Genomic DNA, 14,882 nt, shown 5'->3' with positions numbered 1-14,882 from the left:
GTAACCTTGAAAAATTCAAGCAGGCCATGCGGCAAAAGCAAGCTGAGGTAATCCTTTTCTTCCAATTCTTTTTTTCAACAAAGAAAATCGATTCAGTCAATTCCCCCAACTTTTAGGACTGATCCCTTTTAGGACTGGTCCAGACTAATCCGCAAACGTCAATAGGCATAAAAAAAGCCCTTGATGTTGAAATCAAGAGCCTTTGTTGGCTCACCAGGGCTCGAACCTGGACTCTTCTGAACCAAAATCAGACGTGTTGCCAGTTACACCATGAGCCAGTTTAAGAGAGATGGAACTCCTCTCCTTTAAAGTGTCACAAAGGTAGGTTCTTGCTTCTTTTTTTCCAAGTTGGAGCCAAAACATTTTTCAAGTTTCTGCCTAATTGCCTTTTAATCAGTTGAAAATATTGGGTCTGGATCAGGTCAGTTGCCTGGGGTAAATAAGGGATGGGATTTGATTCTGGGAAAGCCTAGGCTGGTTTTGTGAAATCAGCAAACCTCAGCTTTAATATTGTGATATTGTTAATATTGACGTGATTGTGTTGCGTATTTGGAAATGATTAATCATTTTTATAGGAAGTGATCAAACTATCAAACCATTATTTACCATGCAAGTTGAGAAATTAGAAAAAACAGTGCCCGAGGTGGTACAGAAATTAACAAAACTGAAGTCGGAAACACTGGCAGCTGAGCTGACTTGGTGCTGGGCTAGTTTTCAGAATGACCACAACCCGGTAGGGGTTTTAGAGAAGGGTGAGCAGGCTCTTGCGGTTTTTAAAGAGGCCAGAAAGAAAAACGAAAAGGCCGTTTCCAAGAAGTTGGTAGAAAGCTTTGAAAAAGCCCTGAATAAAGCGTAAAAAAAACCCCGGGTTTCCGGGGTTTTGTTTTTATTAGATCCAGGAGGATTACTTATTCTCCTGAGACGTTGAATTTTACGTTGGTTTTCACTTCTCTGTGAAGATCGACCTCTGCTTCGAATTCTCCTGCGCCATCTACTGGCGTATTGATGGAGATTTTCTTTCTGTCGATATCTATACCTTGGGCCGCCAACGCATCGGCGATCTGAAGGGTAGTGACTTTACCGAAGATTTTACCTGATTCACCGATCTTCGCTTTGATCTCCAATGTAAGAACCTCAAGCTTTTCGGCGATATTCTGAGCTTCAGTTTTGATCTTTTCTGCTTTATGGGCAGCTTGCTTGATGTTCTCAGCAAGAATTTTCTTGTTAGAACCAGTTGCCAGTACGGCAAAACCCTGAGGGATCAGATAGTTCCGTCCATATCCTGGCTTTACATCTACCAAGTCATTCTTATAACCAAGACCTTTGATGTCTGTTTTTAGTATGATTTCCATTTGTAATGATCTTTTGTGATTGGACGATTATTTCAACCCATCGGTTACGAATGGCAACAACGCCAAATGTCTTGCTTTTTTGATGGCCTGAGCCACTTTTCTCTGAAATTTAGCAGAGTTTCCGGTAAGTCTCCTAGGAAGGATTTTACCTTGCTCATTGACAAATTTCAACAAGAAATTAGGATCCTTGTAGTCAATGTACTTGATGCCGTGCTTCTTGAATCGGCAATACTTTTTTCTGATTTCGCCTCTGTTGATTGGCTCGTTTACTAGTGTCATTTGGTGGCTTCCTCCTTAGCTTCAACTTTTTTGTTAAACTCTCCTTTTCTTCTTCTTTCGGCATAGGCAATAGAATGCTTGTCCAAAACAGTAGTCAAGAATCTCATCACTTTCTCATCTCTTCTGAATTCTACTTCGAATTTGCGGATGAGCGTAGGATCGGCCTTGAATTCAACCATAACGTAGAATCCTGTTGTCTTCTTCTCAATGGCATAAGCCATTTTTTTAAGACCCCAATTTTCCACATTAATAACGTCTGCCCCCAGTTCTTTTAACAAGTTCACAAACTTGTCGACAGTATCCTTCATCTGAACATCAGATAAAACGGGAGTTAAAATGAATACCGTCTCGTAATTTCTTTGGAACATTTTTTAATGTGTTTAAGGAATTTAATAAACAGGTTGCAAAAGTACGGGAAATACTCCTGTATTCCAAATGGGTAGCTAAAACCCAACAAAGGTAAAGGCAAAAATAAATCAAAAAAGCAGATCCTTGACATTCCCTTCTTAGGCAATGCAAATGATTGGTCAAACCTGTAATGTGCAGAGAGTAGCTACCACCAAGTGATCCGTTGATGTTTGGGTCAAGAAATAGATGATGTCCTATTGCCTGTCTAAATGGAAGCCCGGTCCCTGTCCGTCCAGTGTGTCGGCAGGAATCCGTGCTGAGAGAATACATGACTACTGGCTTGATGCGCAATAATCATATTTGGGGAATCCAGACTTGATTATTTTATCGAAAAGGACTTTGATCCGATTTCGTAATTATCCACGAAAATTTTCACCTGATGGTTTCCGGATACATAATCAGAGCCTTTTTCGTAGAAGAAGGTCAATTCCTGTTCTGTATTGTCGAAAATGATGTCCTGCTTTACGGTGTAGAATTGTTCTGCACCATCTACCATAAACGTCCCGGATCCTTTGGCGACATCGAAAATAGGTTGGGAATTCGGGGCTAGTACCTGTACATAGATGTTCCTCGGCCCCTTGTCAGCTACTTTGTTGTCGGCAAGATTGAAGCTAACCTTTATTCGCTCGATTTGTCTGTTTTTAAAATCTTTGGTTGTTTCCACCCGTTCTTTTCCCCTGGAATTGACTGCCGCTATTTCTATGTTCTCCGCCTTCAGCATGGAGGCCACATTGACCTTTGCCTGTAGATCTTCCTTTTGGATGTTCAGTTGGGCTACCTCTTCCTCTATTTCGGCTTGAGTGGTTTTTAAGTCCTGATTTTCAGTGAAAAGCTGCTGGTTCATCGCCCGAAGTTCCAGGATTTCCTGATCCTTCTCTACAATCATAGAATTGTAGTTTTTGATTTTTGCGTTTAAGGAAGCGATTTCCGAGGCACTTCTTTGCCTGGAGGTGTTTCGTTCGGATATCAGTTGATCTCTCACTTCTTCGAGCGATTTTACATCTCCGCCCAATTTTTCTATTTCCTGTATCCGTAGATCAAGCTGATATGCGACAGAGTCCAGTCGTTTGTTCAGGTCATTGTTTTCAGTGGAAAGCAATAGGATTTCTTCTGTTTTCTTAGTCCGGTCAACATAATCGGTGTATAGTTTGATCCCGCTGATAATAACCAAAAGAACCAAAACAATGATGATGATGTTTTTGCCCTGGTCTTTCTTTTGAGTCGAGTTATTTTCAAATTCAGTATTCATTTAAATTAGGCGTTTTATGACTTTTTTAGACTAATTATTGGTCCGAAAGATATTCTTCAGGCAAAACAGGTTGGGATATCGGGGTTGCCCTGATTCCCTTGGTGCAATATTTAGACCAAATTGTAAAACGGGATACTTCAGTTCTGTTCCAGATGTGGGATTAGGATATGAAGTACTTAAGCTTTTAAAAAATTCAAAAATCCAGTACATATTCAGCTTTGGCTCCCGGGTACTCAAAGAACACAATTCCACATTCATAGAAGTCCAGACTAAGTTGTACTTGCGGTTTGTTTTTTATTGCTTCCCAAGCCTGCTCCATTTCCCTTGACCAGTGGATATCCCCAATGGCAATAATGGTTTTTGGATGGGTTTGTGGTAGAAGCTGCTCGAAATATCTCAGGGTGGCCTCATAGGTATGAGTGGCGTCGATTAATGCGAAGTCAATCTTTCCTAGGGTTGACAGGAGGGGTGGCAACTTATCACTAAGCTCACCCACGACCACATGTACGTTATCGTATCCTTGCCCAGGCTTTGCTACTCTGGCTATTTCCGGGGAGCCCTCGAAAGTATAGACTTGGCCATGCGTCACCTTCGAAAGGTATCTGCTGCAAATGCCCATACAGGTACCAAGTTCCAATACGGTATGGGCTGGGGTGAGTGTGGCAAAATACTGGTAGAGTTGGGCGTATTTCCTATTGCTGGTACTGTACTTGGTGATATCCGCCACAGCTCGCTTTGGGGTGTTGACAGTTTTAGACCCGGCACCGTGGTCTTTCACCTCAATACTTTTAGTGCAGGAAAGCAGCTGATTTCTGAACATCTCAATATCCTGATCCTCATCTTTACGGGCATGTAAGAAACGGAAGAGATTTTGGTAAAGTGTGAAGAGAAATGGCGACTGAAGTGAGTACTTGTCCTCTTTAATGAGCCAATACTTTATATAGGAAAGCAGGGAGTAGGCATTATTGTGCAATTCAGTTATGAAGATAATTGGCGATCATCTGGAATTCAGGAATAATCACTTCAAACTTAGCCCCGTCAAAAAGTTTTTCCATGTAATATGCTCCTGTCATTTTTCCCAAACCGGATTTTAGATTACATCCAGAGACATAACTGTGGGATTCTCCTGGCTCCAAGATTGGTTGTTGGCCTACTACCCCGTCTCCTTCGACGGTTCTTTTCAGCTCTGCCGCGTCAGAGATTTCCCATCTTCTCCTTAATAGCTGCACGGTTTGGTTGCTTTTGTTTTCAATCGTTACCTTGTAGGTAAATACAAAATGGTGCTGATGTGGACTTGAGAATTCTGCTTGATATGTGACTTCCACGCTTACCTGAATACCAGAAGTAACTGCAACTACCATAGACATAGTGTTTTAAAAGCCCGTAAATATACCATTTAATATCTGAATGTAAATATCCTTATGCAAGTCAAAATTGAACCAAGCTGGCATGATGCGTTAGATCATTTGTTTGGACAGGAGTTTTTCAAAAACCTGGTGGCTTTTGTGAAAGACGAGTATGCCAGCACAAAGGTTTACCCTCCAGGTAAAGAAATCTTTAATGCGTTTAACCACTGCCCCTTACAAAATGTGAAGGTGGTGATTCTGGGCCAGGATCCTTACCATGGTCCCGGGCAGGCCCATGGGCTCTCATTTTCAGTTAAGCCAGGAGTGCCTTTTCCGCCCAGTCTTGTGAATATTTTCAAAGAGGTGCAGTCTGATGTGGGAAAACCCCTGCCAGCGAGCGGGGATCTTACGCAATGGGCAGATCAAGGGGTGTTTCTGCTGAACGCCACACTTACAGTACGTGCTCACCAAGCCGGCTCCCATCAGAAAAGAGGCTGGGAGGAATTTACAGATGAGGTGATCAAAACTATCAGTGAGCGGCGGGAGCATGTCGTTTTCTTGCTATGGGGATCCTATGCCCAGAAGAAATCCGTATTGATCGATACTCGTAAACATCTGGTTTTAAAAGCCCCGCACCCTAGTCCACTTTCTTCCTATCGTGGCTTTTTTGGCAGTAAACACTTCTCCAAGGCAAATGAATATCTGGAAACCCATGGCATAGAGCCTATCGTGTGGTAGAGTGAAAACTAGTAAGTCGATTTGCGAAAAAAAGAGGCGGTCACATAATTATGTTTTCTTGCCAGGCTGGGCGAAGTCGAAGCCTTTTATGTGCTAATTAAGCCCATTTCGACTTCGCTCAATGTGACATTATGAATTGTGAGACAGCCTCTTAAGTAAGGGATCAATTGATTCCCCTGAATATTCTGCTCCAGCGGATCTTGCTGAACATGGACTCGTATTTGTCCAGTGAAAGCCATAGGAACCAGGCTTTGCCTACTATATGATCCTCCGGGACAAAGCCCCAATAGCGGGAATCCAATGAGTCATGACGGTTATCACCCATCATGAAATAATAATTCTGTTTGAATGTATAGCTGTCCACTTTCTGTCCATCGATGAAAAGCTGCCCTTCTTTCACCTGCACATCATCCAGCCCTTCGTATTTTTCTATGGTGAAACTATATTTCATGACATTCTCATTGGTCATCTCTATGGTCCATCCTTCTCCGGGAACCTTCAGCGGGCCGTAGTTGTCCCGGGTCCATCCCAGTGTCATCCCATCGGGGAAAATTTCCGATTTACCTCCGTTTTTTTCTATCCGTTTGGTCACGGATGTGACCACTGGAGAGCTTTTCAGACGTTCTATGATCTGGTCAGTGGCAGAGACCATGTAGCTACCATCGGTAAATACATAGAAACTGTCTTGGTTTATTCCATATTCTTTTAAGAAATCAACATTTAAAGGCCTGTTGGTTTTGACATCGTAAGAATATTGCATCTCCTCCGGCTGCATTGCAGGCTGGTCATTAACAATGAGGTTTCCCTCGTTGATTTTGATCACATCACCAGGAACACCTACCGCACGTTTGATGTAATTGGTTTTAAGGTCAGTAGGGTACTGGAATTCCACAGGGTAATTGAAAACCACCACATCATTGCGCTCTACATCTGAGAACCCCGGAAACCTGAAGTAGGGAATCTGGATAGCATCAGAATAGGAAGGGATCTCCGTCCCCCAGACTTTCTGATGGGTAAGGGGAACCTGAAGCGGTGTCATAGGAAACCTGGTTCCATAGTGCATCTTACTTACAAAAAGGAAATCTCCCACTAAAAGTGATTTTTCCATGGAGGCGGTAGGGATAGTGAAAGGTTCTAAGAGTAGCCATCGGATCAAACTGGCTGCTACTACTGCAAAAATCAATGCATCACCCCATTCCCGTGCGACTGATTTCTTTTTAGTTGACTTACTCATGATTGGTTTTTAAGTTCAGAAAGATAGAAAATCATCCATGGAAAGTACGCCTTTCCTTTCTTTAATCCATTCAGCCACCAAAATTGCGCCAAGAGCAAAGCCCTGCCGGCTGTGTGCTGTATGGATGATCTCAATATCATCGATTTCAGATGAGTAGCGGATGATATGTGTGCCGGGAGCTGGGTCTATCCGTTTGGCAGTGATCGGCAGTGAGTGTTCATTTCCGCTCGCCCCTTCGGACAGCTCCCAGGAGTTTAGATTACTTATGTTTTTGATGATGCCTTCGGCCAAAGTGATTGCCGTGCCGGAAGGCGCATCCAATTTGGCGGTATGGTGGATTTCTTCTACTGAGCTCTTGTACCCACTGGTTTCGTTCATCAGTTTGGCCAAAAACTCATTGACTTTAAAGAAGATATTGACTCCTATGCTGTAGTTGGAGGCATAGAAAAACGCTCCGTTTTTGCTGCGCGCCAGTTCTTCGATCTCAGGTTTTTGGGTTAGCCATCCGGTAGTTCCTGAGACGACGGGGATGCCGTGTTCAATCGCCCACTTTATATTATCCACTGCGGCTTCAGGCTGGCTGAATTCTATGGCGACATCTATGGTAGAAGTGTCTAGCTGATCCAGTTCATGGCGGTTGTCAATATTGATTTTCCCGATTAGATGGTGGCCTCGGGATTCTGACAGCTGTCCGATCAGCTGCCCCATTTTTCCGTAGCCAAGAAGTAATATGTTCATGTTTAAAAGTAAAGTTTTACTGAAAGTCCCACAGAAGTATTGTTCGATGAAAATCTTTCATAATGAGGTTCAAATTTTAATGCAATGTCGTCAGAAACATCAAATCCCGATAGGTGGGCATCTACGTTGGCATCTATTATGTTTAAGGCATATATCCCTACTAGCACCAGGTAGCAAAGATCACGGTTACTCCTCCAGTAATTAACATTGCGGACTAACCCATCTCTGTTTAGGCTGGGGAAATCCGTAGTGTTTCCATCGTCAAAGTCTGCAAGTGCCTCTCTAAATATCTGGTAACGGCGATTGTTGAAATTGATGAAATAAATGTCGGTAATCAGCCCCCCGTATATCAGCGGTACTTTCCATGCCTTGCCGTTATATACTTGTCCTGCCCCTGGTAGAACAGCAGAAAGGATAGTGGCTTTTTTTGGGTTTTTTGGCAATAAAGGATACTCAGATTTTGAAGTGTCTGTGGTCAACGTGTCTGCATCCTGCGCCATAGCTTTATTACCTGTCAAATTGAAACAGAAAAGCAAAAGCCCCAATAGGATATATGGGACTTTGGAATTCGATATGCTATAAGGCACTCCAGGATCCACAGTTAGATGATTTCCAGGATTTCCAGGATGCGGTTAAGATCTGATGCTGAATTGAAGGGGATTTTTATTTCTCCTTTATTTTTGGCATTGGCCTTCAGGGCTACCTTGGTCCCAAAATGAGAAGCCAATCGCTGCTGTAGTTTATTGATCTCGTATTTCCTGACAGGATCCAGCTCCTGCGCTGTGGGCTTCTCAGGCTTGCCTTCGCTTAGGGCTTTTACCAGTGCTTCCACATTTCGAACACTTAATCCCTCTTCCACGGTTTTCTTGAAGATAGCGAGTTGCTTATCCACATCCTCTATATTGATAAGCGCACGGGCATGGCCCATAGACAATTGCTGGTCACGGATGGCCGCTTGGATCGTAGGTGGGAGTTTGAGCAGGCGTAGATAATTATTGACAGTAGTCCGGTTTTTACCTACCCGATCTCCCAACTCTTCCTGTTTTAAATCACACTCGGCAAGCAAACGCTGATAGGAATGGGCAATTTCCAATGCATTGAGGTTTTCCCGCTGTATGTTTTCTATCAGTGCCATTTCCAACATCTGCTGGTCATTGGCTGTACGCACGTATGCAGGGATTTGGGTGAGACCCGCAATTTTTGAAGCCTGAAACCTCCTTTCTCCTGAGATCAACTGATATTCTTCCGTGTCAAGTTTCCTGACAGTGATGGGCTGGATGATGCCCTGCACTTTGATAGACTCTGCCAGTTCCGCTAGTGCGTCCTTGTCAAAATGAACCCGAGGCTGGAATGGATTGACCTGTATCTGCTCAAGTGGGATTTCAAAAATCCCGGTTTTAACTACCTCAGGCAAAATGTCCTCAGATTTGTGCTTGGAGGGACTGTCTTCGAGCAGGGCTCCAAGACCTCTACCAAGCGCACTTTTTTTTCGGTTCGGCTTTTGATCTGACATAATTAGTTGCTCACTTTTTGCAGGTTGTTCTTCTGTGCTATTTCTCCGGCAAGGTTAAGGTAGGCTACCGCCCCTTTTCCATCTGCATCGAAGGATATGGCCGGCAAGCCAAAACTAGGTGCTTCACTTAGTCTTACATTCCTTGGAATGATCGTCTCGAAAACCATGTTCTTAAAATGCAGCTTCACTTCTTCCACCACTTGATTTGAAAGCCTCAACCTCACATCATACATGGTGAGTAAGATGCCTTCGATTTCCAGGTCAGGATTTAATCTAGTCTGGATTATTTTTATTGTATTTAGTAGTTTTCCCAAGCCCTCCAACGCAAAATACTCGCATTGTACCGGTATGATCACAGAATTGGCAGCAGTAAGTGCATTGATTGTAATTAAACCTAAGGAAGGGGAGCAATCAATAATGACGTAGTCATATTTTTCCTTGAGCTCGTGGATGACCTCTTTCATCTTCTCCTCGCGATTGTCCAGATTGATCATTTCCACTTCAGCTCCCACCAGATCGATGTGCGAAGGCACCAAATCGAGATTTTCGATTTCTGTTTTTAGGATAATTTCACTTACGTCATTTCCATCCACCATGCATTCGTAAATACTAGTATTGATGGATTTGGGATCATGACCTAGTCCAGAAGTAGTGTTTGCCTGTGGATCAGCGTCAATCACCAGGGTCTTAAATTCAAGGACAGCCAAACTAGCCGCCAAGTTCATCGCTGTGGTAGTTTTGCCTACACCGCCTTTTTGATTGGCAATGGCAATGATTTTTCCCATGGTGTGTATTGAAGTATAATTTAATCTCAATATTAAGCAAAATGAATTCTTTTCCGCCTGATCTCCCCGCTTTTTTTAGCTGGGGTAGCAGGGGCTTTGCTCATGTATTCATTGGGAGCTCTGAGAGGTGTTTAACAGTATGGTGTTGCTAGTCAGTAACTTGATTTGATGTGGGTTTGTTCAGCAAGGTTTTCCTTTGGACATGGATTTGATTTAGGAGAATGGTATGAGGATAAAGAACGACTGTATTTTAGCGGAATTGCGCAATAATCCGAATTAATGCAGATTGTGGCCTTTCAAATGGTTCTGACAATTCATTTCTTAAGCTATTTCAACCACGTAATGAAATTAACCAGTTCAGACATATGCCTTTAGTTTGTCCAACATGTATTTTTTCCCCAAAATAAACTGGCACGTGACCATGGCACTGATCGTAACTCCTAGCACCCCATGCAGCACTACGTTTTGCCCGGTAAGAAACAGGTTGTCCAATTTGGTGTTTGCACTGATAAAGGATTTCACCGGAGCTCTGTAATCTTTTTTGATCCCGTATAGTCCACCCTCGATTGAACCTATATAATCCCGCTGCGTAAGTGGGGTGGCGGTATAGTAGCTCTCAATGCAAGAAGAAAAACCTGGATAAACCCGGGACAAGGCACGGATCAGCTCTTCCGCTTTTTTCTGCTTAAACCTCAGATATTCTTTAGAACGCTCGCTTTCACGCAGTGTGGTATTGAAGCTGTTTTCCCATTTTTTCACATCTTCATAGTTCATGTAAGCCATGGCCGTAAGCGTATGCGCATACTGAGTATTACTATCAGGCCTGGAATTGAAAATCGCCAGCGCTTTTAGCCAATTGTCTGAATCATAGTGATGCGAGCTCCAGACGTCCTCATCTATGAAGTGATAGCGGTTGGAATTTGTAAACCTGAAGGTTTCCGGTTTTAATTTGATATAAAGAATGAATGATGAGGCTGTATTGCCCAACTGGAGCATTCGGTTCACATTAACTTTCCTGAGACCTTCAGTATTGAGAAGCCTGAACGTGAGAGTCGGATGTAGGTTGGAGATAAACAGCTTACCTCTGATCTGCTGTCCATCTGCCAAGACTACATGCTGAACCTGCTTAGTGGTGTTTTCTATTTTCACTACTTCAGAATTAATGAAAATTTGACCTCCCATTTTTTTGAGGTCTTTTCTCAGCTGTTTGGAAATCTGATCACTGTGTTTCAGCTTATAGGCACTACCAATATATGAATCCAGGATAAGGGCATGGATATAAAAAGGGGAAGAATCTCCCTCTCCCGCATAGAGCAAATTTGATCCTGCGAGGACTTTTCTTAGCTTTTCATTATCCGTACAGGAGGCTATGACTTCTTTGGCACTCAGGCTGAACGTGCTCATTTCATCCGTTTCTTCATAATCTTTGTACAGATTGTACCATTCAAATTCTTTGCAAATGCGTCGGATCTCTTCGCAATACTTTCTCAGCCCCGCTTCTTCTTCTGGGAAATACTTGATCAATTGCTGGACAAAGTTCTCATAGCCCTGACCATGGGGGTAGAGAATGTCCTCAGACCCGAAGGAGATCACATCGTAAGCATCTTTGTCAAGGAGCTCCTTATCCACGTTGTCCAGCAGATTGAAGTATTTGAAAAAAGGGTACAAAGCTTGCCCTTTATCCAGTCCACCGATGTAGTGTACGCCTGAGTCGAATTTGACTTGGTCTCGTTTGAAAGTCTGGAGGTTTCCTCCGATCTGGGCGTTTTTTTCGAGAATGCATACGGATTTCCCTTCCTCCGCCAGCACGTAGCCACATAGCAGCCCTCCCAATCCAGCCCCTATGATGACAATGTCGTATTCCTCCTTAATTCTCCGCATTTCTAGTATCTATTATCTTTTTTGGCTTTCTGCTTTCCCCACGGAAAAGAATCCTCTGGATTTCGGAGATAGATGATCTTTTCAAGGTGGGCTTTACGCGGAGCCTTGCCTGTAGGTTTACAAGTAAAGTGTCCATATCCTGATGCGTGCAGGTCTCAGGTAGCTCAATAGTGACAGCATCCATGCCATTGTCATCACTTTCCAGGCGAATGAGGTATGGGTTGGCAGTTGGGAAACTGTGCAATACGTCTTCGATCTGTCCAGGAAAAATAGCAGTCCCTTTCAGCTTGATCATCTGGGCCAATCTTCCTTCTATAGGGCCGAGTCTTGGCGTATTTCTCCCACAGGCGCATGGGGAACTGTATTTTCTGGCTAAGTCTCCCGTTCTGAATCTAAGCAAAGGCATCGCTTCTACACCCAAAGGGGTTACTGTCACTTCACCAAGTTCTCCATCTGCTACTTCATTGCCATGCTCGTCGAGAATCTCCAAGATAATCAGCTCTGGAAGCAGGTGACCTCCTTTTTTTTCACTGCATTCTGTAAATGCAGTGGCCATTTCCGTGGACGCATACGTGGATCTGAGATCCAGGTCCCAGCACTTGGCGATGTTTATAGACAATTGATTGTCACTGAAGTCCTTGTTTCTCAAAGGCTCTCCTATGCATAGGGCTTTTTTGATCTGATGGGTAAAGGAACTGGCAGACAAACCTAATTTTTGGAGAAAGGAAGGGACGGCAACCAGGGCAGTTGGCTGGATTTGCTTGATCATCTCACAGTGAAATTCCGGACTGCCCTGTCCAGCGCGTAATACCGCCGCACCTAGTTCTGTCAATCCCATGTAATATGCCATCCCCGCCATGAAGCCTTTGTCCAGCGTAGTGGTGATCTGGACGATGTCATCAGCAGTAAAGCCGGCAATTGACAGCGATCTGGCTTCGTTGTAGGCAAGTCTTTTCAGATTTGCTTTACTCAGTGCGATTGTCACAGGTTTTCCGGTTGTGCCCGAAGTAGTGACATATTCTACCACTTCTCTTTGGGAAATACTCAGAAAATCGGGATTAAATTCTGCTAGGTCTTTTTTACTTGTCCTGATGAAACTTGAAAGATCCGAAACCGTGGAAATACCTTCGATTTCTCCTATAGAAAATTTCCCTTTATAAAACCGCGAATTAGCCTGAATGTAGCGCAATTGCTTTTTCAATAGGGCAACCTGTAGGTTTTCTATCTCTGCCAATGGCAAAAAATCCGGAACATTAGTGAGGCTGAAATTCATAGGATTAAACTACAATTACGACAGCCACGGCAGTTTGCCTAGTGTGGCTGAGTGTCAAAAGTATCTCAGAATAGCCTTCTTGTTCAAAATATTCCATGCTTTTTCCGAGCAATCTTATCTTTGGTTGACCTGATCCAAGTTTAACAACTTCTATTTCATGGAATTGGGCATCATTTGCCCAGCCTTTTCCAATAGCTTTCATATAGGCTTCTTTGGCCGCAAAGCGTGCGGCAAAGCTAGGAAGCGGATTGCCCTGGGCGGAGCAATAGGCTTCTTCCTCTGCAGTGAAAACCAACTTTACAAATGCCGTTTTCTGGCATTTTTGGGCTATTCTATCCACTTCGACTATATCTATTCCTATTCCCCTCATCTCATTTTTTCCATGTTTTCGGTGATCTCTGTCTTGATGCTGCGATAGGGGATAGCTTTGTTCAGGGCCTTCTCATAGTAATTTTTTGCCTGGGCAAACTCCTTCTTTTTAAAATAGTATCTACCTAGCATATAGTAGGGCTCGTAATATCCGGGATTGGTCGAAATCCATTTTTCTATAAAACCCGCGCTTGGAGAGGATGTTTTATAACTTGCCAGAAAATCCTCCTTCAGTCTTTTATATTTAGCGAAATCCAGAAACCCATCGTTGGAAAAAAAAGGATCCGGGTCTAGCCGCAATGAATCGATTTCTGGAGAATTGAAAAGATCTTGATCTGCCAGGTTTTTGATTGAAGAGACGTTGTATGCTTGGAAGACATTTTCCTGAAAAGGTGCTGCGGAGATGTAGGCGATTTTTTTTAAAGGTTCGAAGATCACAGCATGATGCGCTAGCAGCTGGTTGATGGCCATTGGGTTTCCCATGCCTATATCTTGTCCGTCCATGCCTTTCTGATCCCTGATGTAGCGTAGGGTGTTATCTACAGAAATAGAGGTGTCCTCGGCGGTCAATTGTCCCATTCTATCGAAACGCGACATAGATTCCGAATCTCGGATATGATCCAGATTGAGCTGGGAATTTTTGTATTCCTCACTCTGGAAATGATTGGCGACGATGAGTTGCCTGCCCTCAGGATAAAAAATTGCTGTCTTTTCCGGGGTTTTTTCTATTACAGCAGCTTTCTGATCTATGGCCGAGGCTATGGTAAATGACTCCGATACGAATACCTTGTACTTTGAAATGATGTCCAGAGCTTCTTCTATGGTGGAGGCATACTGGACTACTTCTCTTGCTATGATAGATACAGGAGTAGCACTTTTGACAGGCAGTTCTGATGGCAGTGCGTTCAGCGTGACGGAAAGTCCTTTTTCGTTCATCCCGGAGACCACCCCGCTAAAGCCTCCCCAGGTAACAGATACAAAATCGTAGCCTTCGCTGGGATTGACGAACAGCACGATTTTATCCTTGGCAAATTCATCTCCAAAATAAAAGTCAAAATTCCGTCCCAGAACCATTTTGGGATTTTCTTTCCCAAAGTCCCACTGGGCCACTGCGGTGCATGCCACCAGATTCATGTTTTGCGCCATGTGCCCAATATCGTGTGCGGCATGGTAATTCAGTATCCGGTTGAATTTTGGCCCCACATAAGAATATTCATCAGAGAAACTTTGGGAGACCATATAGATTTCCTGTAGGTATTCTAAAGGTATGTTCTGATCCAGATTTCTGTTGAACCAGCCAATTCCCAATTGCATCACCGTCCGCAGCACTTTAGAAGGAAGGAGCTTCTCGATTTCCGCTATGAAGGCAGTTTCCTGACTTTGGATGAGCTCTTTATGCAATATCCCCAAAGCAATCCCTCTTTCATAGGGTGTGCCTTCAATGTAACTTTCCCAGTTACCGTGTTCGTTTTTGCGGAGCCAGTTGTTTTTGTATCGAAAAGTAGAATTGCCAATTTCCTCCCGTTGAAGGATCTGTGTGGTGATTACTGGAAAATCAGGTGCTGGATAAACTGTGATTCTAATATAAATCAACGGTAAAATAAGCAACAGAGAAATGCCACCTAGCAGGATGAGTTTTTTCTTCTGCAATTCTATTTTAATTTAGTCTTCTGAATCTTTCGTGTATAAAAAAGAAGGGATCTTCACATTACTAAAC

At 43.4% G+C, this 14,882-nt stretch carries 17 protein-coding genes and 1 tRNA gene; 2 read left to right on the top strand and 16 right to left on the bottom strand.

What is annotated here, in order from left to right; genetic code table 11:
• Positions 1-205 precede the first annotated feature (205 nt).
• Positions 206-278: transfer RNA gene (locus tag LZF95_RS17580), tRNA-Gln, on the bottom strand.
• 329 nt (positions 279-607) lie between these two features.
• Between LZF95_RS17580 and LZF95_RS17575 the strand changes: the two genes are divergently transcribed.
• Positions 608-856 (top strand): hypothetical protein, encoded by a 249-nt coding sequence (locus LZF95_RS17575; RefSeq protein WP_233756337.1) that lies wholly within the window; start codon positions 608-610, stop codon positions 854-856.
• Between the two features lie 52 nt (positions 857-908).
• Here LZF95_RS17575 and rplI read toward each other — a convergent pair whose 3' ends face one another.
• From rplI to apaG, 6 genes are all read right to left on the bottom strand, one after another.
• The gene (rplI, locus tag LZF95_RS17570; protein WP_233756336.1) at positions 909-1,352 is read right to left on the bottom strand and encodes a 50S ribosomal protein L9; all 444 of its coding nucleotides are present in this window, start codon (positions 1,350-1,352) and stop codon (positions 909-911) included.
• 27 nt (positions 1,353-1,379) lie between these two features.
• Positions 1,380-1,631 (bottom strand): 30S ribosomal protein S18, encoded by a 252-nt coding sequence (gene rpsR / locus LZF95_RS17565; RefSeq protein ID WP_057937597.1) that lies wholly within the window; start codon positions 1,629-1,631, stop codon positions 1,380-1,382.
• Positions 1,628-1,999 carry a 30S ribosomal protein S6 gene (gene rpsF, locus LZF95_RS17560; RefSeq protein WP_233756335.1) on the bottom strand — a complete coding sequence of 124 codons (372 nt, stop codon included), beginning with the start codon at positions 1,997-1,999 and terminating at the stop codon, positions 1,628-1,630. The genes rpsR and rpsF overlap by 4 nt, the downstream gene beginning before the upstream one ends.
• Positions 2,000-2,358: 359 nt before the next feature.
• On the bottom strand, positions 2,359-3,288 hold the full coding sequence (locus LZF95_RS17555; protein ID WP_233756334.1) for a hypothetical protein: 930 nt from the start codon (positions 3,286-3,288) through the stop codon (positions 2,359-2,361).
• Positions 3,289-3,481: 193 nt separating this feature from the next.
• On the bottom strand, positions 3,482-4,261 hold the full coding sequence (locus LZF95_RS17550; protein WP_233756333.1) for an O-methyltransferase: 780 nt from the start codon (positions 4,259-4,261) through the stop codon (positions 3,482-3,484).
• A 1-nt stretch (position 4,262) separates the two neighbouring features.
• On the bottom strand, positions 4,263-4,649 hold the full coding sequence (gene apaG / locus LZF95_RS17545; protein WP_233756332.1) for a Co2+/Mg2+ efflux protein ApaG: 387 nt from the start codon (positions 4,647-4,649) through the stop codon (positions 4,263-4,265).
• Positions 4,650-4,709: 60 nt separating this feature from the next.
• On the opposite strand from apaG, the gene ung reads away from it, so the two are divergent.
• A complete protein-coding gene (gene ung / locus LZF95_RS17540; RefSeq protein WP_233756331.1) occupies positions 4,710-5,372 on the top strand; it encodes a uracil-DNA glycosylase in 663 nt (220 codons plus the stop codon).
• A gap of 163 nt (positions 5,373-5,535) precedes the next feature.
• On the opposite strand, the gene lepB is transcribed toward ung, so the two are convergent.
• The 9 genes from lepB to LZF95_RS17495 form a co-directional block, all read right to left on the bottom strand.
• Positions 5,536-6,606 (bottom strand): signal peptidase I, encoded by a 1,071-nt coding sequence (lepB, locus tag LZF95_RS17535; RefSeq protein WP_233756330.1) that lies wholly within the window; start codon positions 6,604-6,606, stop codon positions 5,536-5,538.
• Positions 6,607-6,621: 15 nt separating this feature from the next.
• A complete protein-coding gene (dapB, locus tag LZF95_RS17530) occupies positions 6,622-7,344 on the bottom strand; it encodes a 4-hydroxy-tetrahydrodipicolinate reductase (protein WP_233756329.1) in 723 nt (240 codons plus the stop codon).
• Positions 7,345-7,346: 2 nt separating this feature from the next.
• Complete coding sequence (locus LZF95_RS17525; protein WP_233756328.1) at positions 7,347-7,943, bottom strand: DUF5683 domain-containing protein; 597 nt, start codon at positions 7,941-7,943, stop codon at positions 7,347-7,349.
• A 2-nt stretch (positions 7,944-7,945) separates the two neighbouring features.
• Complete coding sequence (locus tag LZF95_RS17520; RefSeq protein WP_233756327.1) at positions 7,946-8,857, bottom strand: ParB/RepB/Spo0J family partition protein; 912 nt, start codon at positions 8,855-8,857, stop codon at positions 7,946-7,948.
• A 2-nt stretch (positions 8,858-8,859) separates the two neighbouring features.
• Positions 8,860-9,642, bottom strand: coding sequence for a ParA family protein (locus tag LZF95_RS17515; RefSeq protein WP_233756326.1), 783 nt, complete (start codon positions 9,640-9,642; stop codon positions 8,860-8,862).
• A 357-nt stretch (positions 9,643-9,999) separates the two neighbouring features.
• Complete coding sequence (locus LZF95_RS17510; protein ID WP_233756325.1) at positions 10,000-11,523, bottom strand: NAD(P)/FAD-dependent oxidoreductase; 1,524 nt, start codon at positions 11,521-11,523, stop codon at positions 10,000-10,002.
• Complete coding sequence (locus LZF95_RS17505) at positions 11,510-12,796, bottom strand: phenylacetate--CoA ligase family protein (RefSeq protein WP_233756324.1); 1,287 nt, start codon at positions 12,794-12,796, stop codon at positions 11,510-11,512. The genes LZF95_RS17510 and LZF95_RS17505 overlap by 14 nt, the downstream gene beginning before the upstream one ends.
• Before the next feature lie 4 nt (positions 12,797-12,800).
• A complete protein-coding gene (acpS, locus tag LZF95_RS17500) occupies positions 12,801-13,166 on the bottom strand; it encodes a holo-ACP synthase (protein WP_233756323.1) in 366 nt (121 codons plus the stop codon).
• The gene (locus LZF95_RS17495) at positions 13,163-14,815 is read right to left on the bottom strand and encodes a C45 family autoproteolytic acyltransferase/hydolase (protein WP_233756322.1); all 1,653 of its coding nucleotides are present in this window, start codon (positions 14,813-14,815) and stop codon (positions 13,163-13,165) included. The genes acpS and LZF95_RS17495 overlap by 4 nt, the downstream gene beginning before the upstream one ends.
• Between the last annotated feature and the right edge of the window lie 67 nt (positions 14,816-14,882).

It is taken from the genome of Algoriphagus sp. AGSA1 (assembly GCF_021390545.1).
Classification (GTDB): Bacteria; Bacteroidota; Bacteroidia; order Cytophagales; family Cyclobacteriaceae; genus Algoriphagus.
The sequence above is the reverse complement of the archived record's forward strand: the minus strand, read 5'-3'. Positions and strand labels throughout refer to the sequence as shown.

Coding starts and splice junctions, on each gene's coding strand:
- LZF95_RS17575 (WP_233756337.1), top strand. CDS start 608: ATGCAAGTTGAGAAATTAGAAAAAACAGTGCCCGAGGTGGTACAGAAA.
- rplI (WP_233756336.1), bottom strand. CDS start 1,352: ATGGAAATCATACTAAAAACAGACATCAAAGGTCTTGGTTATAAGAAT.
- rpsR (WP_057937597.1), bottom strand. CDS start 1,631: ATGACACTAGTAAACGAGCCAATCAACAGAGGCGAAATCAGAAAAAAG.
- rpsF (WP_233756335.1), bottom strand. CDS start 1,999: ATGTTCCAAAGAAATTACGAGACGGTATTCATTTTAACTCCCGTTTTA.
- LZF95_RS17555 (WP_233756334.1), bottom strand. CDS start 3,288: ATGAATACTGAATTTGAAAATAACTCGACTCAAAAGAAAGACCAGGGC.
- apaG (WP_233756332.1), bottom strand. CDS start 4,649: ATGGTAGTTGCAGTTACTTCTGGTATTCAGGTAAGCGTGGAAGTCACA.
- ung (WP_233756331.1), top strand. CDS start 4,710: ATGCAAGTCAAAATTGAACCAAGCTGGCATGATGCGTTAGATCATTTG.
- lepB (WP_233756330.1), bottom strand. CDS start 6,606: ATGAGTAAGTCAACTAAAAAGAAATCAGTCGCACGGGAATGGGGTGAT.
- dapB (WP_233756329.1), bottom strand. CDS start 7,344: ATGAACATATTACTTCTTGGCTACGGAAAAATGGGGCAGCTGATCGGA.
- LZF95_RS17520 (WP_233756327.1), bottom strand. CDS start 8,857: ATGTCAGATCAAAAGCCGAACCGAAAAAAAAGTGCGCTTGGTAGAGGT.
- LZF95_RS17515 (WP_233756326.1), bottom strand. CDS start 9,642: ATGGGAAAAATCATTGCCATTGCCAATCAAAAAGGCGGTGTAGGCAAA.
- LZF95_RS17510 (WP_233756325.1), bottom strand. CDS start 11,523: ATGCGGAGAATTAAGGAGGAATACGACATTGTCATCATAGGGGCTGGA.
- LZF95_RS17505 (WP_233756324.1), bottom strand. CDS start 12,796: ATGAATTTCAGCCTCACTAATGTTCCGGATTTTTTGCCATTGGCAGAG.
- acpS (WP_233756323.1), bottom strand. CDS start 13,166: ATGAGGGGAATAGGAATAGATATAGTCGAAGTGGATAGAATAGCCCAA.